This is a genomic window from Streptomyces sp. NPDC059371, from assembly GCF_042751995.1.
In the GTDB taxonomy this organism is placed as follows: Bacteria; Actinomycetota; Actinomycetes; order Streptomycetales; family Streptomycetaceae; genus Streptomyces.
In genome coordinates this window covers 4,642-23,250 of record NZ_JBHYXD010000072.1, presented here as the reverse complement: position 1 = coordinate 23,250, position 18,609 = coordinate 4,642, and the positions used below count along the sequence as shown (strand labels likewise).

The following is an 18,609-nucleotide window of genomic DNA, read 5'->3' as shown; positions in this document are numbered from 1 at the left end:
GCCCCCTCGCGCGGGGGGGCGCGGTCGCCCGCGCGCTCGGCGGGGGGCGCGCGCCGGCGGGCGGGGGCGGCCCGGCGGGCGGCGCGCGCGGGGGGGGGGGTGGGGGGGGCGGCCGCCCCCCCCCGTCTCGTGTTCCGCACGCCTTTGTGCGGGACGTTCTCGAGTGACCGTGTCAGGTCACGCATCCATGGGTCAGACCGTCAGCGAACGGTCCGTCGGGCGGATCGGGGCCGGCAGGTCGCTCGCTCCGGTGAGGAAGCGGTCGACACCGCGGGCGGCCGAGCGGCCCTCCGCGATGGCCCAGACGATGAGGGACTGGCCGCGGCCCGCGTCACCGGCGACGAACACTCCGGGAACGTTGGTCGCGAAGTCGGCGTCGCGGGCGATGTTGCCGCGCTCGTCGAGCTCCAGACCGAACTGGGAGACCACGCCGTTCTCGACGTCCGTGCCGGTGAACCCCATCGCCAGGGTCACGAGCTGGGCGGGGATCTTGCGCTCCGTGCCCGGCTTCTGGTTCAGCTTGCCGCCGGTGAACTCTACCTCGACCAGGTGCAGCCACTGGACGTTGCCGTCCTCGTCGCCCTCGAAGTGGGTGGTGGAGACCGCGTAGACGCGCTCGCCGCCCTCCTCGTGCGCGGAGGTGACCTTGTAGAGCATCGGGAACGTCGGCCAGGGCTGGCCCGGGTTCCGCTCCTCGCCCGGCCGCGGCATGATCTCGAGCTGCGTGACGGAGGCCGCGCCCTGACGGTGGGCGGTGCCCACGCAGTCCGCGCCCGTGTCGCCGCCGCCGATGACCACGACGTGCTTGCCCTCGGCGGTGATCGGGGGCGCCACGAAGTCGCCCTCCTGCACCTTGTTCGACAGCGGCAGGTACTCCATGGCCTGGTGGATGCCGGTCAGCTCCCGCCCGGGGACGGGCAGGTCACGGGCGGTCGTGGCACCGGCGGCGATGACCACGGCGTCGTACCGCTTGCGCAGGTCCGTCGCCTTCAGGTCGCGGCCGATCTCGATGCCCGTACGGAAGCGGGTGCCCTCCGCGCGCATCTGCTCGATGCGGCGGTTGATGTGCCGCTTCTCCATCTTGAACTCGGGGATGCCGTAGCGGAGCAGACCGCCGACGCGGTCGGCGCGCTCGTACACCGCGACCGTGTGGCCGGCCCGCGTGAGCTGCTGGGCGGCGGCGAGTCCGGCCGGGCCGGACCCGATGACCGCGACGGTCTTGCCGGAGAGGCGCTCGGGGGCCTGGGCCGCGACGGAGCCGCTGTCCCACGCCTTGTCGATGATCGAGACCTCGACGTTCTTGATGGTCACGGCGGGCTGGTTGATGCCCAGCACACACGCGGACTCGCACGGCGCGGGGCACAGCCTGCCGGTGAACTCCGGGAAGTTGTTCGTGGCGTGCAGGCGCTCGGAGGCGGCCTGCCAGTCCTCGCGGTACGCGTAGTCGTTCCACTCGGGGATCAGGTTGCCCAGCGGACAGCCGTTGTGGCAGAACGGGATGCCGCAGTCCATGCAGCGCGAGGCCTGCTTGGAGATGATCGGGAGGAGCGAGCCCGGAACGTAGACCTCGTTCCAGTCCTTGAGCCGCTCCTGGACCGGCCGGGACCTGGCGACCTCACGGCCGTGGTTCAGAAAGCCCTTGGGATCAGCCATTGGTCGCCGCCTCCATCATCTTCTCGGTGATCGCGGACTCGTCGAGTCCGGCTCGCTCGGCGGCGTCCTTGGCGGCGAGCACTGCCTTGTACGTGCTGGGAATGATCTTGCTGAAGCGGTCCACCGCGACGGGCCACTCGGCGAGCAGCTTCTCGGCGACGGTCGAGGCGGTCTCCTCCGCGTGCCGGCGCACGACGTCGTGCAGCCACTGCTTGTCGGCGTCGTCGAGCTCCACGACGGCGTCCACGCTGGCGACGTTCACGTTGTCGCGGTCGAGGTCGATCACGTAGGCGACGCCGCCGGACATGCCGGCCGCGAAGTTGCGGCCCGTCTCGCCGAGGACGACCGCGTGACCGCCGGTCATGTACTCGCAGCCGTGGTCGCCCACGCCCTCGGAGACCACGAGCGCGCCCGAGTTGCGGACGCAGAAGCGCTCACCGGTGCGGCCGCGCAGGAACAGCTCGCCGCCGGTCGCGCCGTAGGCGATGGTGTTGCCCGCGATCGTCGAGTACTCGGCGAGGTGGTCGGCGCCCCGGTCGGGGCGGACGACGACACGGCCGCCGGAGAGGCCCTTGCCGACGTAGTCGTTGGCGTCGCCCTCCAGGCGCAGCGTGACACCGCGCGGGAGGAAGGCGCCGAAGGACTGGCCCGCCGAGCCGGTGAAGGTGATGTCGATGGTGTCGTCGGGCAGGCCCGCGCCGCCGAACTTCTTCGTCACCTCGTGGCCGAGCATGGTGCCGACGGTGCGGTTGATGTTGCGGATCGCGACCTGGGCGCGGACCGGCTGGGCGTCGGTCGCGGAGTCCGCGGCCAGCGCGTCGGCGGCGAGCTTGATGAGCTCGTTGTCGAGCGCCTTCTCCAGGCCGTGGTCCTGCTCGATGACCTGGTGCAGCGCCGCGCCCTCGGGCAGTTCGGGCACGTAGAAGAGCGGGGACAGGTCCAGGCCCTGCGCCTTCCAGTGGGTGACGGCGCGCTCCACGTCGAGGTTCTCGGCGTGGCCGACGGCCTCCTCGATGGTGCGGAAGCCGAGCTCGGCGAGGATCTCGCGGACCTCTTCGGCGATGAACTTGAAGAAGTTCACGATGTACTCGGCCTTGCCGGCGAACCGCTCGCGCAGCACCGGGTTCTGGGTGGCGATGCCGACCGGGCAGGTGTCGAGGTGGCAGACGCGCATCATGACGCAGCCGGAGACGACGAGCGGCGCGGTCGCGAAACCGAACTCCTCGGCGCCGAGCAGCGCGGCGATGACGACGTCGCGGCCGGTCTTGAGCTGGCCGTCGGTCTGCACGACGATGCGGTCGCGCAGGCCGTTGAGCAGCAGGGTCTGCTGGGTCTCGGCGAGGCCGAGCTCCCAGGGGCCGCCCGCGTGCTTGAGCGAGGTGAGCGGGGAGGCTCCGGTGCCGCCGTCGTGGCCGGAGATGAGCACGACGTCCGCGTGGGCCTTGGACACGCCCGCCGCGACCGTACCGACGCCGACCTCGGAGACCAGCTTCACGTGGATGCGGGCCTGCGGGTTGGCGTTCTTGAGGTCGTGGATCAGCTGAGCCAGGTCCTCGATGGAGTAGATGTCGTGGTGCGGCGGCGGGGAGATCAGACCGACACCCGGGGTCGAGTGACGGGTCTTGGCCACCCACGGGTAGACCTTGTGGCCGGGGAGCTGGCCGCCCTCGCCGGGCTTGGCGCCCTGGGCCATCTTGATCTGGATGTCGTCCGCGTTGACCAGGTACTCGGAGGTCACACCGAAGCGGCCGGAGGCGACCTGCTTGATGCTGGAGCGGCGCGCCGGGTCGTACAGCCGGTCCGCGTCCTCGCCGCCCTCACCGGTGTTGGACTTGCCGCCCAACTGGTTCATGGCGATGGCGAGGGTTTCGTGCGCCTCCTTGGAGATGGAGCCGTACGACATGGCGCCGGTGGAGAAGCGCTTGACGATCTCGGAGACCGGCTCGACCTCGTCGAGGGAGATCGACGGGCGGTCCGACGCGAAGCCGAACAGGCCGCGCAGCGTCATCAGGCGCTCGGACTGCTCGTTGACGCGGTCGGTGTACTTCTTGAAGATCTCGTAGCTGCCAGAGCGCGTGGAGTGCTGGAGGCGGAAGACCGTCTCCGGGTCGAACAGGTGCGGCTCGCCCTCGCGGCGCCACTGGTACTCGCCGCCGATCTCCAGGGCGCGGTGCGCCGGGGCGATGCCGGAGGCGGGGTAGGCCTTGGCGTGCCGGGCGGCGACCTCCTTGGCGACGACGTCGAGGCCGGCGCCGCCGATCTTGGAGGCCGTGCCGTTGAAGTACTTCTCGACGAATGCCTTCTCCAGGCCGACGGCCTCGAAGACCTGGGCGCCGCGGTAGGAGGCGACGGTGGAGATGCCCATCTTGGACATGACCTTCAGGACGCCCTTGCCGAGCGCGTAGATCAGGTTGCGGATGGCCTGCTCGGGCTCGATGCCCTGGAGGAAGGTGTCGGCGCGGGCCAGGTCCTCGACGGACTCCATCGCGAGGTACGGGTTGACGGCCGCGGCGCCGAAGCCGATGAGCAGGGCGACGTGGTGGACCTCGCGGACGTCTCCGGCCTCGACCAGCAGGCCCACCTGGGTGCGCTGCTTGGTGCGGATGAGGTGGTGGTGGACGGCGGCGGTGAGCAGCAGCGAGGGGATCGGCGCGTGCTCGGCGTCGGAGTGACGGTCCGAGAGGACGATCAGGCGGGCGCCGTTCTCGATGGCGGCGTCGGCCTCGGCGCAGATCTCCTCGATGCGGGCGGCGAGGGTGTCGCCGCCGCCGGAGACCCGGTACAGGCCGGACAGGGTCGCGGCCTTCATGCCGGGCATGTCGCCGTCGGCGTTGATGTGGATGAGCTTGGCCAGCTCGTCGTTGTCGATCACCGGGAAGGGCAGGGTGACGCTGCGACAGGAGGCGGCTGTCGGCTCCAGCAGGTTGCTCGCCGGGCCCAGCGAGGAGCGCAGGGAGGTGACCAGCTCTTCGCGGATCGCGTCCAGCGGCGGGTTGGTGACCTGGGCGAAGAGCTGGGTGAAGTAGTCGAAGAGCAGACGCGGGCGCTGCGAGAGCGCGGCGATCGGCGAGTCGGTGCCCATCGAGCCGATCGGCTCGGCGGCGGCCTTGGCCATCGGCGCGAGGATGATCCGCAGCTCCTCCTCCGTGTAGCCGAAGGTCTGCTGGCGGCGGGTGACCGAGGCGTGGGTGTGCACGATGTGCTCACGCTCGGGCAGGTCGGAGAGTTCGATCTCGCCGGCTTCCAGCCAGTCCGCGTACGGCTTCTCGGCGGCGAGGCCGGCCTTGATCTCGTCGTCCTCGATGATGCGGTGCTCGACGGTGTCGACGAGGAACATCTTGCCGGGCTGGAGGCGGCCCTTGCGGACGACCCTCGCGGGGTCGATGTCGAGGACGCCGACCTCGGAGCCGAGGACGACGAGGCCCTCGTCGGTGACCCAGTAGCGGCCGGGGCGCAGTCCGTTGCGGTCGAGGACCGCGCCGACCTGGGTGCCGTCGGTGAAGGTGACACAGGCCGGGCCGTCCCAGGGCTCCATCATCGTGGAGTGGAACTGGTAGAAGGCGCGCCGGGCCGGGTCCATGGAGTCGTGGTTCTCCCACGCCTCCGGGATCATCATGAGCACGGAGTGCGGCAGCGAACGGCCGCCGAGGTGCAGGAGTTCGAGCACCTCGTCGAAGGAGGCCGAGTCGGAGGCGTCCGGGGTGCAGACGGGGAAGATCCGCTGCAGCTTGTCGTTGTCCCCGAAGAGGTCCGAGGCGAGCTGGGACTCGCGGGCGACCATCCAGTTGCGGTTGCCCTTGACCGTGTTGATCTCGCCGTTGTGCGCGACGAAGCGGTACGGGTGGGCGAGCGGCCAGCTCGGGAAGGTGTTGGTGGAGAACCGGGAGTGCACGAGCGCGATCGCGGAGGTGAAGCGGCGGTCGGACAGGTCCGGGAAGAAGGGCTCGAGCTGGCCGGTGGTCAGCATGCCCTTGTAGACGATGGTCCGGGCGGACAGCGAGGGGAAATAGACCCCGGCCTCGCGCTCGGCGCGCTTGCGCAGCACGAAGGCGCTGCGGTCGAGGGCGATGCCCTCGCTCTCACCGTCGGTGACGAAGATCTGGCGGAAGGCCGGCATCGTCGAGCGGGCGGTGGCGCCGAGGAGCTCGGGGGCGACGGGGACCTCGCGCCAGCCGAGGACGGTGAGGCCCTCTTCGGCGGCGATCGTCTCGATCTGCGAGACGGCGTCGGCCGTGCCGTCGTTCGGGAGGAACGCGATACCCACCGCGTACGCACCGGCTGCGGGAAGCTCGAATCCGGCCACTTCGCGGAGGAAGGCGTCCGGGACCTGGGACAGGATGCCGGCGCCGTCACCCGAGTCGGGCTCGGAGCCGGTGGCACCGCGGTGTTCCAGGTTGCGCAGAACGGTGAGCGCCTGCTCGACCAGCGCATGGCTCGCCTCGCCGGTGAGGGTGGCCACGAAGCCGACGCCGCAGGCGTCGTGCTCGTTGCGGGGGTCGTACATACCCTGCGCAGCAGGGCGAGCATCCATGAAGGACCACTTCCGGTCGTTCGTGGAGTGCTGGGACGGCTGGCGCGGAGTACGCATCGGCTCTCCCGTCGTCGTCGGGGCGGGGGGTCTCCCAGGCTCTTGGGCGCTGGGGAGACAACTGCCGAGGGACGACTCTGGCCCTCTGCGGGGTGCAAAATTTCGTGCAGGTTACATGATGGAGTGGTTCTCGAGAACCGGATACTTCGTTCCAACATGCGGACACCACAGGAGCCGCGCCGGGGATGTCGGGCTTCAGCGGTGGAGGTTTGGGACCTGAGCGGACAGATCGATGACCATCGGTCCGGTTCGCGGCGGAGGTGGTGATCCGCCGCGAGACATGCGGCGCGGGCGTCATTGCCCGCGGTGCTTACGGCTCATTCCCAGCAGCCACGGAATCGAAACCGCCGGGTAACAATTACTTATGCAGTCCCGTGCATAGGTGATCGAGGCCTCATCCTACGGCCGCGCCGAACAAAGTGCCGAGGGCGTACGTCACACCTGCCGCGGCGCCACCGAGAGCGAGCTGCCGCAGGCCGCTGAACCACCAGGACCGCGCGGTCACCTGGGCCACGACGGCACCGCACGCGAAGAGCCCGATCATGGCGAGCAGCAGCGCGGGCCACAGCACGGTCGCACCCAGCAGATACGGCAGTACGGGCAGGAGGGCGCCGAGCGCGAACGAGCCGAAGCTGGACACGGCGGCGACGGCCGGGGAGGGCAGGTCGCCGGGGTCGATGCCGAGTTCCTCGCGGGCGTGGATCTCCAGGGCCTGCTCGGGATCGTGGGAGAGCTGCCGGGCGACCTCGCGGGCCAGGGAGGCCTCGACGCCGCGGGCCTCGTAGAGCGCGGCCAGCTCACGCTCCTCGTCCTTGGGGTGCTTGCGCAGTTCGCGCCGCTCGACGTCGAGTTCGGCCTCGACGAGCTCGCGCTGCGAGGCGACGGAGGTGTACTCGCCGGCGGCCATGGAGAAGGCTCCGGCGGCGAGGCCCGCGAGTCCGGTGATGACGATCGTCTGCTGGGACACGGAGCCGCCGGCGACGCCGGTCATCAGGGCGAGGTTGGAGACCAGGCCGTCCATGGCGCCGAACACCGCCGGGCGCAGCCATCCGCCGTTGACGTCACGGTGGGTGTGGTTGTCGCGGTGCGCCACATGCAGCGCCGCCTCGGTCTCGATGATCGCCATACCCGTCCCCCAGGGAGCTTGATTGGACTACTTCCACTTTTCGACAACTCCAAAAGTACGCCGCGAAATTCCCCGCCGCCAGCAAGGAAAGGCTGGGCTAACCTGCGGTTTTACCCTTCGACGCTCATCCGTGGCATGTCATGCACATATGTCGACCGGGTGACAGTGGAGCCCGCGAGGCTCCTGTCAACCGCCAAGGTGGGACAGATCCGCAAAGGGTTCCGCGCGCCGCATTCCGCGCGCCGCCAGGACCCTGAGAGGAGAAGCACGTATGGCTTCCATCGCCTGCATTCCCTCGGCCCCGGTACCCGGGAGCGCCGCCGCTCTCCGTGACCGGGCACGCGGCGCACTGCTCGGACTCGCCGTCGGGGACGCGCTGGGCGCACCCGCCGAGAACATGAAGCCGTCGGAGATCCGCGCCCGGTGGGGCCGGATCACCGGGTACGTCGCCGAACATCCGGCAGGGACTGACGACACCGAGTACGCGATCTTCTCGGGGCTGCTGCTGGCCCGGCACGGCTCGGCCCTGACCGTGGCGCACGTCGAGTCGGCCTGGCACCAGTGGATCGCGGACCGCGACGAGGGGCCGTTCCGCGGCGCCGGGTTCAGTGAGCGCGGCACGCTGGAGAACCTGCGCCGGGGACTCGCCGCGCCCATCTCCGCCCAGCACCGGCACGCCTGGAGCGACGGTCTGGCCATGCGCGCGGCGCCCTTCGGCGTCTTCGCCGCCGGCCGGCCCGCCGAGGCGGCCCGGCTCGTGGCGATCGACGGCTCGGTGAGCCACGAGGGAGAGGGCATCTACGGCGGGCAGGCCGTCGCGGCCGGGGTCGCCGCCGCGATGGCGGGCGCCTCCACCGCCACGGTCGTCGCCTCCGCCCTGGCCGTCGTCCCGGACGACTCCTGGACGGCCCGCTCGCTGCGCCGGGCGGTCGCGGTGGCGCACCGCGGCGAACGCGCGGTGCGTTCCGCGGTCGTGATCGGCGGCTACCCGTGGACCGACCTGGCCCCCGAGGCCGTGGCCCTCGCCTTCGGCGCCTACGCGGCGGCGGACGGAGATTTCACCGAGTCGGTCCTGACCGCGGTGAACATGGGACGCGACGCCGACACGACGGCGGCGGTGGCCGGGGCGCTGGCCGGCGCGACCCGGGGGATGTCCTCGGTCCCCGCCGAGTGGGCGGCGGCCATCGGACCGGCCCGCGGGAGCTGCCTGCCCTCCATGGAGGGCCACCACATCCTGGACGTGGCGGAACTGCTGACCCCGGAGAGCGAGGAGAAGTGGGGCGCCGAGCGGCACGCGCCGCCCGCTCCCGAGACATCCGCGGCCCCTCCTCCGGACGCGTACGGGGCCACGGATCCGCCCCTGGAGCCGTACGGGACGCCCGCCGGTGACGCCGGAGCACGCCGGTGAGCCCCGGGCCGGCCGGCTACGACGAGCCCGGCGGACGGACGGGCGAGGGTGCCGTCTCCATGGCCCCCCTCGCACCGACGCGGCCCGGCGCGGCGACGGACCCGGCACACCCCGGCCCGGCCGCCGGGCCGGGGGCGTCCACCGAGGACACGAGGCCGGGGGCGCCGGGCACGGCCGCGAAGTCCGGAGCGCCCGGAACAGGGGCGGGGGCCGGGACACCCGGAACGGGGGCAGGCACCGGAACACCCGGAACGGGAACGAGACCACGGACACCCGCGACGGGGGCCGGGCCGGAGACACTCGTACCGGTGGCGGGACCCGGAACACCCGGAACGGGAACGGGGGCCGACGCGCTCGTACCGGTGGCGGGACCCGGAGCGGGAACGGGGGCCGACGCGCTCGCGCCGGTGGTGGGACCCGGAGCGGGAACGGGGGCCGACGCGCTCGTACCAGTGGCGGAGCCCGGAGCGGGAACGGGGGCCGACGTGCTCGTGCCGGTGGTGGAGCCGGGGGCGCGGCGCGGGGGGACCCCTCGGGCCGGGACCGGGCCGGGGTCCCCGCGGGCGGCGGAGCCGGGGGCGTCGCGTGAGGTGAACCCATGGGCCGGGGCCGAGGCGGGAACCGGGGAGGCGGTACGGCGTGCGCCGTCACCCGGGGCGGGTGTGCGCCGGATCGAGGGGCTGCTGCTCGGGCTGGCCGCCGGGGATGCCGCCGGGTGGCCCGCCGCACGGCACCGGGCCGCGCGGATGCCCGAGTGGACCCGGCGGCTGACCCGCGAGCTGGACACCTTCGCGGAGCAGAACGCGACGACCACCCTGCCCGTGCCGATCGCGCTGAACCAGCCGCCGGAACCCCTGCGGCTCGGCCCGTCGGACGACGCCGAGTGGGCGGCGTTCGCGGCGGAGGCCGTCCTGCGGGCCGGGGAGACCGGCGCGCTCGGCGACCTGAGCCTCGGCCGCAGGATGCGCGCGTCCATCGACCTGTCCTGGAACGCCGTCGCCAGCGAGGTCGCCGCCGCGGCGGACCGGGCCCCCGAGGTCGAGTCCGCCCTGCTCCCGCTGCGCGCCCGGATCTCGGTGCGGGCCGGACTCGGCAACCTCGCCACCGGTCTGCGCCCGCCCGCCACCGGCCACGACAACCCCCACTACTTCGACGACGCGGCCTGCGTACGGGCCTGCGTGCTCGCCGTGGCCTACCCGGGAGACCCCCGACTCGCCGCGGAACTCGCCGAGTTCGACGCCCGCTACACCCAGGACGGCGACGGGGTGCACGGTGCCCGCGCCATGGCCGCCGCCGTGGCGCTCGCCCTCGCCGGCCACGACGTCGGCACCTGCGTGGAGGCGGCTCTCGGCGAACTGCCCGCCGCCACGGAGATCGGCCGCAACGCCCGCGACGCCCTCGCACTGGCCCAGGGCAGCGAGAGCACCTTCGCACTGGTCCCGCTGCTTGAGCACCGGATCGTCGACCACGTCTACAGCTACGGGATCGCGGCCGCCGAGACCGTCCCCGTCGCCCTGGCCCTGGCGCTGTCCGCACACGGCCGCATCGCCGAGGCCGTACCGGCCGCCGCCTGCCTCTCCCGGGTCGCCGACTCGGCCCCCGCCCTGGCCGGAGCGCTCACCGGGGCGCTCGGCGGCGCCGTCGCGATCCCCGCCTCCTGGCGCGACGCCTGCCGCACCCTGTCCGGCTGCGCGCTCCCCCGGCTGACCGGCACGGATCTCATCGGCCTCGCCGAACTCCTGGAGGCGACAGGACTCGCCGACCCGCTCGATTCCCCGGAACTGGCCGCCCCAGAGGGATGATTCGGGCATGACGCCCAAAGGAGAAGGAACGGGAACCCTCGACGAACGGATCACCGGAGCCCTCGTCGGAGCCGCCGTCGGCGACGCCCTCGGCGGACCCGTCGAGGGGTACTCCCCGGAGCAGATCGCCGAACGCCACGGCGGCCGCGTGCACGGCGTCGTCGGCCCCTGGAACGGCGACGCCTGGCCCACCGCCCGCCCCATCGCCCCGTACCACAAGGGCGACGGACACGTCACCGACGACACCCTGATGACCCACGCGCTGGTACGGGTATACGCCGAAGTCCGCGACCATCTCGACGCCTACGCGGTCGCCGGGCACCTCGTCCCCGACCTGATGACGACCCCCCGCTGGATCCCGGAACTGGAGGCCGAGGCACTCCCCCTCCAGCGGATCTTCCTCGCCGAGAAATGGCTGGTCGCCCGCCTCCACTACGGCCACGTCGACCCCCGCGAGGCCGGCACGGGCAACATCGTCAACTGCGGTGCCGCGATGTACATGGCCCCCGTCGGACTCGTCAACGCGGCGAACCCGGCGGGGGCGTACGCCGAGGCGCTCGACATCGCGGGCGCCCACCAGTCCTCGTACGGCCGCGAGGCCGCGGGTGTCTTCGCGGCGGCCGTGGCGGCGGCCTGCGCACCCGGCGCGACCCCCGCCTCGGTCGTCGCCGCGTGTCTGGCCCTGGCCAAGGACGGCACCCGCGCCGCCGTCGAGGCGGTCTGCGAAGTCGCCTCGCGCCACACGGACTTCGAGTCGGCGCTCGTCCCGCTGCGCCGGGCGGTGGCACCCTTCGACACCGTCGGCCCCGACTACCGCTCCCCCTCGCTCGGCGCCCGCCGCCCCTCGCGGCTCCATTCCATCGAGGAACTCCCCGTCGCGCTGGGCATGTTGCTGGTGTCCGGCGGAGACTTCCGGCACGCGGTCCTCGGTTCGGTCAACTACGGGCGCGACTGCGACTCCATCGCCACCATGGCCGGGGCCCTCGCGGGCGCGCTCGGCTCCGAGGTCCCGCACGACTGGGCCAAGACCGTGGCCGAGTCCAGCCGCCTCGACCTGGACGCCCCCGCGCGTACGCTGGCCGAGGTGACCCGGGAGATCTTCGACCGTGACGTCCGCCGCCGCCGGGCCCACGAGGCGGCGTACACCGCGCTGGCGGGAACACCGTGCTCCGGCTGACCTGGGTCCAGCCCGAGGACCTCCTCGGGCACGAGCTCCGCCAGGCCGTGCAGGACGGCAGGGACCCGGCGGACGTCGCCGCCCGCTGGTACGCGGCGGGCGGCCGGGCCGCCCCGCTGCGCGCGGGCGCGTCGGCGGCCCCGGCCTCGCCGTCCCTGCGCCGGCTGGCGGCCGGACTCCTCGACGAACTCGCCGCCCTGCCGGGCAGACTGGCGGACGACGAACCGACGGATCTGGCACTGATCAAGGACCGGTGCCCCGACTGGCCGCCCCCGCGGTACGCGCCCCTGCCCGCTCCCGGCCCGGCCCGCCTGGAGGCGGCCTGGCTCGGAAGGGCCGTCGGCTGCCTGCTCGGCAAACCCGTGGAGAAACTCCCCCTCGAAGCGATCCGGGCCCTGGCCGAAGCCTCCGGCAACCGGCCCCTGCGCACCTGGTTCACCGCGCGGGGCGTACCGCGGGACCTCCTGGACGCCCACCCCTGGAACCGGCGCTCCGCCACCACCTCCCTGGCCGAGAACATCGACGGCATGCCGGAGGACGACGACCTCAACTACCCACTTCTGAACCTGCTGTTGCTCCAGCGGTACGGCCGGGACTTCACCACCGCGGACGTGGCCCGCCTCTGGCTCGACGAACTCCCCGCCGGCCGCACCTTCACCGCCGAGCGCGTCGCGTACCGCAACCTCCTCGGCGGGGTCGAGCCCCCGGACACCGCCCGCCACCACAACCCGTTCCGCGAGTGGATCGGCGCCCTGATCCGCGCGGACGTGCACGGCTGGACCAACCCCGGCGACCCGGCGGGGGCCGCGGAGCAGGCGTACCGCGACGCCGCCCTCACCCACACGGCCAACGGCGTCTACGCGGCGATGTTCACCGCCGCCGCCATCGCGGAGGCGGCCGGCGCGACCCGCGACGTCCACGCCTGCCTGCGCACCGGACTGAGAGTGGTCCCGCCCGGCTCCCGGCTGGCCCGGGCGGTCCGCCACGCCGTCCACCTGGCCCGTACGACAGCGGACTTCGACACGGTCGTGGACGAACTGCACGCCGCCCACCGCGACTGCCACTGGGTCCACGCCGTCCCCAACACCGCGCTGATCGCCGCCGCCCTCACCCACGCGGACGGCGACTTCGGCGGCTCCGTCTGCCGGGCGGTGTCCGGCGGTCTGGACACCGACTCGAACGGGGCGACGGCCGGAAGCATCGCCGGCCTCCTCTCGGGCGACCCCGCCGGGCTGCCCGACCACTTCACAGGCCCCCTCAAGAACCGGCTCGCCACCTCCGTCGCCGACTTCAACGGCATCGGCTTCGACGCCCTCGCCCACCTCACACAACGGGAGACCGTTCGCCCATGACCCATATCGCCGTGCTCGGCAGCACGAACATGGACCTCGTCGCGTATGTCGCCAAAGCCCCGCAGCGCGGAGAGACCGTGACGGGACGGGAGTTCCGCACGGTCCCCGGCGGCAAGGGCGCGAACCAGGCGGTGGCCGCCTCGCACGCGGGCGCCGACGTCTCACTGATCGGCGCGGTGGGCGCCGACTCCTTCGGCAGCCAACTCCGCTCCACCCTGGAGCACTTCGGCGTGAACACCGACCATCTGCGCACCACCGAGGGCCCGTCGGGCACCGCTCACATCGTGGTGGACGACGAGGGCGCCAACGCGATCGTCGTCATCCCCGGCGCCAACGGCACCGTCACCTCCCTGGCCCCCGGCGACGAGGGCCTCATCGCCAGCGCCGACGCGCTGCTCCTCCAGCTCGAGATCCCGCTGGAGGCCGTGCTCTCCGGCGCGGAGGCCGCCCGCAGACACGGCGTCCGTACGATCCTGACCCCGGCCCCCGCCCAGTTCCTGTCACCCCAACTGCTGTCCACCATCGACCTGTTGGTGCCCAATCAGCACGAGGCCGCCGCGCTCACCGGCTTCACCGACCCGCGCGGGGCCGCCGCGGCGCTGCTCGAACAGGTCCCGGAGGTCGTCGTCACCCTGGGCGCCGAGGGCAGCCTGTACGCGGCCCGGGGCGCCGAACCCATCACGGTGCCCGCGCCCAAGGTGACCGCCGTCGACTCCACCGCGGCGGGGGACACCTTCGTCGGCACCCTGGCGGTGGCGCTCGCCGAGGGCCGGGAGATGTCGGAGGCCATGGTGTGGGCGTCGGCGGCCGCCTCGGTGTCGGTGCAGCGGCACGGGGCGACGTCCTCGATGCCGTACCGCTCCGAGATCGACACCCAGGCCGGCGCATGAGCGGGCCCAGCGAGGGCGGCTCCCTCGCCGGCCTGCGCGTCCTCGACCTCGCGACCCTGTTCGCCGGGCCGCTCGCCGCCACCATGCTCGGCGACTTCGGCGCGGAGGTCGTCAAGGTCGAACACCCGGCCCAGCCGGACGCGTCCCGGGGCCACGGCCCCTCGAAGGACGGCGTCGGTCTGTGGTGGAAGCTCCTCGGCCGCAACAAACGCACGATCACGCTCGACCTGTCGAAGCGCGGCGGCCGCGCGACCCTGCTCCGGCTCGCCGCCGGCGCCGACGTGATCATTGAGAACTTCCGTCCGGGCACCCTGGAGAAGTGGGACCTGGGCTGGGCGGAGCTGTCCGCGGCCAACCCGCGGCTGATCCTCGCCCGGGTCACCGCCTTCGGCCAGTTCGGCCCGTACGCGCACCGCCCCGGCTTCGGCACGCTCGCGGAGGCCATGAGCGGCTTCGCCGCCGTCACCGGCGAACCCGACGCGCCGCCGACCCTCCCGCCGTTCGGCCTGGCCGACTCGATCGCCGGCCTCACGACCGCGTACGCCGTGCTCACCGCGCTGCGGGCGCGCGACCGCACCGGCGAGGGCCAGGTGATCGACATGGCGATCATCGAGCCGATCCTGACCGTCCTCGGCCCGCAGCCGATCTGGTACGACCAGCTCGGCCATGTCCAGCCCCGCACCGGCAACCGCTCGGCGAACAACGCGCCCCGCAACACCTACCGCACGGCGGACGGCTCCTGGGTCGCGGTCTCGACCTCGGCGCAGTCGATCGCCGAGCGGGTGATGCGGCTGGTCGGCCGCCCCGACGTGATCGACGAGCCGTGGTTCGCGACCGGCGCGGACCGGGCACGCCACGCGGACATCCTGGACGGGGCGGTCGGGGCGTGGATCGCCGAGCGCGGCCGGGACGAGGTCCTCGCCGCCTTCGAGAAGGCCGAGGCGGCGATCGCGCCGGTCCAGGACATCCGGGACATCATGAGCGACCCCCAGTACCAGGCCCTGGACTCGGTCACCCGCGTCGAGGACCCCGAACTGGGTCCGCTGCGCATGCAGAACGTCCTCTTCCGGCTCTCCGCCACACCCGGTGCGATCCACTGGGCGGGCCGCCCGCACGGCGCGGACACCGACGCCGTGCTCGGTGAACTCGGCCTGACCACGGCCGAGATCGGGGCACTGAGGGCGGAGGGTGCGCTGTGACCGCCGACCTCCTGCCGCTGACCTGGCTGTACGTGCCGGGTGACCGTCCCGAGGTGGTGGCCAAGGCGCTGGCCTCCGGCGCGGACGTCGTCCTCGTCGACCTGGAGGACGCGGTCGCGCCGCACCGCAAGGAGTACGCCCGCTCGGCCACCGCCGACCTGCTCGCCGAGGCGCCGCCCGTCCCGGTGCACGTCCGGGTCAACGCCCTCGACGGCCCCTTCTGCGACGCCGACCTGAAGACGCTCTCGCCGCTGCGCGGCCTGTCCGGCCTGCGGCTGCCGAAGGTGACCTCCCGCTCCGACGTCGTACGGGTGGCGGAGAGCGCGACCCCCGCCGAGGGCGGCACGGTCCCGCTCTACGCCCTGCTGGAGACGGCTCTGGGCATCGAGCGGGCCTACTCCATCGCCTCGTCCCATCGCGCGCTGCGCGGGGTCTCGCTCGGCGAGAGCGATCTACGGGCCGACCTCGGCGTCCGTGACGACGCGGGCCTCGACTGGTCCCGGGCCCGCCTGGTGGTGGCCGCGCGGGCCGCGGGGCTGCCGCCGCCGGCCCAGTCGGTCTACCCCGACATCCGCGACGTCGAGGGCCTGGCCTCGTCCTGCGCACGGGGTCGCGCCCTCGGCTTCCTCGGGCGCGCGGCGATCCACCCCCGCCAGCTCCCCATCATCGAGCGGGCCTACCTCCCCACTCCGGCCGAGGTCGATTCCGCAGAGGCCGTCATCCGGGCGGCCGTCGCGGACCCGGGCGCGCAGGCCCTGCCGGACGGCCGTTTCGTCGACGCGGCGGTGGTCACGGGCGCCCGCCGCATCCTCGCCCTCGCCCAGCGCCTGACCTGAGACCACGGGCCGGGCACCGCGAGCCCGGACGGCCGGGCCTCGATCGCCCAGGCACCGGACGACCGGCCGGGGGCGACCCGCACAGGGCCACCGGCCGGGGGCGACCTGCGCACGGCGACCAGGCCGGGGCGACCCGCGCACGGTGACCGGCCCGAGGTGGGTCGGCCCGAGGCAAACCGGCCCGGGCGACACGAAGGGGGGGGGCGGGCGCCCCCCGCGGGGCCCCCCGGGGGGGTGGGGGGGGTCAACGCCCCGGGGGTGGGGCGCCCGCCCCGCGCCCCCGCCCCCGACCCCCCCCGTCCCCCCCCCCGCTGCGGGCCCCCCCAGACACAAACCGCCCTGTGCCACATGAGGGGGGGCCCGCCCCCCCTCGGGGCCCCCCCCTTGGCGTGTACGGGGAGAACTCAGCCCTTCTTGGCCGATCCGGCCTCGTCCCGCGCCACGGATCCGGCACCGGACCCGTCCTCGGGGTCCTCCTCGGACTCCGGCGCGGAAGCGGGCTTGGCGGAGTCGGTGGACGTGGCGGAGTCGGCGGCCGCGACGGACTCACCGACGGTCTCCTTGCCGAGATCGACCGAGCCGTCGCCCGTCCCGTCCTCGGCCTTGTCCTCGTCCTTGCTCTCGGCCTTGTCCTTGCCGGCGGCCTTGTCCTTGCCGGCGGTCCCGGCGTCGGACGTGCCCTCGGACTTGTCCGCCGCGCCCTCGGTGGCGACCGACTCGTCGCCCTCGGCCGGCGCGTCCTCATCGGCGCGCGGCTCCACGACCTCCTCCCGGCCCGGACGCAGCCGGGACGAGATCACGATGTAGACCACCGCGAGGAGGAAGACCACGATCGCGGTCCAGTCGTTCAGACGCAGGCCCAGGATGTGGTGGGCGTCGTCGACCCGCATGTACTCGATCCAGCCGCGGCCGACGCAGTAGGCGGCGACGTACAGGGCGAAGGCGCGCCCGTGACCGAGCTTGAAGCGGCGGTCGGCCCAGATGACCAGGAATCCGACGCCGACGCACCACAGGGACTCGTACAGGAAGGTCGGGTGGTAGTAGCCGGGGACGCGGCCGTCCGTGGAGGACGTGATGTGCAGCGCCCACGGGAGGTCCGTGGCCCTGCCGTACAGCTCCTGGTTGAACCAGTTGCCCCAGCGCCCGCACGCCTGGGCGAAGGCGATGCCGGGTGCCACGGCGTCGGCCCAGGCGGGCAGCGGGATACCGCGGCGACGGCAGCCGATCCAGGCGCCCAGCGCACCGAGGGCGATGGCGCCCCAGATGCCGAGCCCGCCCTGCCAGATCTTGAAGGCGTCCACCCAGTCACGGCCCTCGCTGAAATACAGCTCGTAGTCCGTGATCACGTGGTAGAGCCGGCCGCCGACGAGCCCGAAGGGCACGGCCCAGACCGCGATGTCGGCCACCGTGCCGGCCCGCCCTCCCCGGGCGATCCAGCGCTTGTTGCCGAGCCAGACGGCCAGAAAGACGCCGATGATGATGCAGAACGCGTAGCCGCGCAGCGGAATGGGGCCGAGGTGCAGCACACCGTGCGACGGGCTGGGAATGTAGGCAAGTTCCATGGCAAGGTCGACGCTACCGTGCCGGACGCCGCCCACGGCGGGCAGCCCCGCAACGGGTCCATAACGTGCGGTGCCCCCGGCCGGTGGAGGGCGGGGGCACCGGGGCCGCGAAAGCGGCTCAGCCCTTGTTGGCCTCTTCCACCATCTGCTTCAGCTTGGCGGGGGTCATCGACTGGTCCGCGTAGATGTTCTTGCCGCCCAGGAGCACGGTCGGGGTGCCCGAGAAGCCGCCGGCCTGGAACGCCGCGTTCGACTTACGGACCCAGGCGTCGTGCGTGCCGTCGTTGACGCAGGCGCGGAAGGCCGGGGTGACCAGGCCGTCGACCTTGCCGGCGAGCTCGATGAGCTTGGCGTTGTCGGCGAAGGCGTCGTCGGTCTCCTTGGGCTGGTTCTCGTACAGCACGTCGTGGTACGCGCGGAACTTCCCGGCGTCCTGGGCGCACGCGGCGGCGTTGGCGGCCTTGCGGGAGCCGCTGCCGCCCATGTTCCCGTCGATCAGGGTGACGAGGTGGTACTCGACGCGCAGCTTCCCGGCGTCGGTCAGTTCCTGGATCGTCGGGCGGTAGGCCGCCTCGAAGGCCTGGCAGGCCGGGCAGCGGAAGTCCTCCCACACCGTCAGGGTCGACTTGGCGCCGTCCTTGCCGACGGGGATCGCGAGAGCGTCCTTGCCGGTGGCGCCCGAGGGCGACACGACCGGACCCGACGTGTCGCTCTTCTTGTCCTTGCCCGAGTTGGCGGCCACCACGCCGATCACGGCGGCCAGGCCGAGGACGCAGATCACCGACGCCCCCACGATCAGCGCCCGACGGCGCTTGTCCGCGGCCTTCTGCTTCTCTCGCTCGACCGCCAGCCGCTCGCGGGCGTTGCGCTTTCCGTCATGGTTCTTCTCGCTCACATCCGGCAGAACGAACCGGGGGGGGGGGGGGGGCGGGGGGGGGCCCCCCCCCCCAGGACCACCCCGCCCCCGGTGGGGGTATTGTAGTTAGATCCGAAGTTGCGCCGCGGGGGGGGCAGGT

General features: G+C 73.0%; 12 protein-coding genes. 7 read left to right on the top strand and 5 right to left on the bottom strand.

Annotated elements, in window-relative coordinates; translation table 11 throughout:
• Positions 1–192 precede the first annotated feature (192 nt).
• The 3 genes from ACFXGX_RS30655 to ACFXGX_RS30645 all read right to left on the bottom strand — a co-directional run bounded on the left by ACFXGX_RS30655 (position 193) and on the right by ACFXGX_RS30645 (position 7,367).
• On the bottom strand, positions 193–1,653 hold the full coding sequence (locus tag ACFXGX_RS30655) for a glutamate synthase subunit beta (protein WP_384797375.1): 1,461 nt from the start codon (positions 1,651–1,653) through the stop codon (positions 193–195).
• Entirely contained in the window at positions 1,646–6,241 is a 4,596-nt protein-coding gene (gene gltB, locus ACFXGX_RS30650; protein WP_384797372.1) for a glutamate synthase large subunit, read from the bottom strand. Before gltB ends, ACFXGX_RS30655 begins: the two co-directional genes overlap by 8 nt.
• 394 nt (positions 6,242–6,635) lie before the next feature.
• Positions 6,636–7,367 carry a VIT1/CCC1 transporter family protein gene (locus ACFXGX_RS30645; RefSeq protein WP_384797369.1) on the bottom strand — a complete coding sequence of 244 codons (732 nt, stop codon included), beginning with the start codon at positions 7,365–7,367 and terminating at the stop codon, positions 6,636–6,638.
• A gap of 271 nt (positions 7,368–7,638) precedes the next feature.
• On the opposite strand from ACFXGX_RS30645, the gene ACFXGX_RS30640 reads away from it, so the two are divergent.
• The 7 genes from ACFXGX_RS30640 (at position 7,639) to ACFXGX_RS30610 (ending at position 16,031) form a co-directional block, all read left to right on the top strand.
• Complete coding sequence (locus ACFXGX_RS30640) at positions 7,639–8,775, top strand: ADP-ribosylglycohydrolase family protein (protein WP_384797366.1); 1,137 nt, start codon at positions 7,639–7,641, stop codon at positions 8,773–8,775.
• Between the two features lie 491 nt (positions 8,776–9,266).
• Positions 9,267–10,577 (top strand): ADP-ribosylglycohydrolase family protein, encoded by a 1,311-nt coding sequence (locus tag ACFXGX_RS30635; RefSeq protein WP_384797434.1) that lies wholly within the window; start codon positions 9,267–9,269, stop codon positions 10,575–10,577.
• A gap of 7 nt (positions 10,578–10,584) precedes the next feature.
• The gene (locus ACFXGX_RS30630) at positions 10,585–11,754 is read left to right on the top strand and encodes an ADP-ribosylglycohydrolase family protein (RefSeq protein WP_384797363.1); all 1,170 of its coding nucleotides are present in this window, start codon (positions 10,585–10,587) and stop codon (positions 11,752–11,754) included.
• Complete coding sequence (locus ACFXGX_RS30625; RefSeq protein WP_384797360.1) at positions 11,742–13,106, top strand: ADP-ribosylglycohydrolase family protein; 1,365 nt, start codon at positions 11,742–11,744, stop codon at positions 13,104–13,106. The genes ACFXGX_RS30630 and ACFXGX_RS30625 overlap by 13 nt, the downstream gene beginning before the upstream one ends.
• Positions 13,103–13,996 carry a ribokinase gene (gene rbsK, locus ACFXGX_RS30620; RefSeq protein ID WP_384797357.1) on the top strand — a complete coding sequence of 298 codons (894 nt, stop codon included), beginning with the start codon at positions 13,103–13,105 and terminating at the stop codon, positions 13,994–13,996. The genes ACFXGX_RS30625 and rbsK overlap by 4 nt, the downstream gene beginning before the upstream one ends.
• Positions 13,993–15,195 carry a CaiB/BaiF CoA transferase family protein gene (locus ACFXGX_RS30615; protein WP_384797354.1) on the top strand — a complete coding sequence of 401 codons (1,203 nt, stop codon included), beginning with the start codon at positions 13,993–13,995 and terminating at the stop codon, positions 15,193–15,195. The genes rbsK and ACFXGX_RS30615 overlap by 4 nt, the downstream gene beginning before the upstream one ends.
• Positions 15,192–16,031, top strand: a complete 840-nt coding sequence (locus ACFXGX_RS30610; protein ID WP_384797351.1) for an HpcH/HpaI aldolase/citrate lyase family protein — start codon at positions 15,192–15,194, stop codon at positions 16,029–16,031. Before ACFXGX_RS30615 ends, ACFXGX_RS30610 begins: the two co-directional genes overlap by 4 nt.
• Before the next feature lie 404 nt (positions 16,032–16,435).
• Here the strand turns inward: ACFXGX_RS30610 and lgt are convergent, their stop codons facing one another.
• Entirely contained in the window at positions 16,436–17,593 is a 1,158-nt protein-coding gene (lgt, locus tag ACFXGX_RS30605) for a prolipoprotein diacylglyceryl transferase (RefSeq protein ID WP_384797348.1), read from the bottom strand.
• A 118-nt stretch (positions 17,594–17,711) separates the two neighbouring features.
• On the bottom strand, positions 17,712–18,488 hold the full coding sequence (locus tag ACFXGX_RS30600) for a DsbA family protein (RefSeq protein ID WP_384797345.1): 777 nt from the start codon (positions 18,486–18,488) through the stop codon (positions 17,712–17,714).
• Positions 18,489–18,609: the final 121 nt, after the last annotated feature.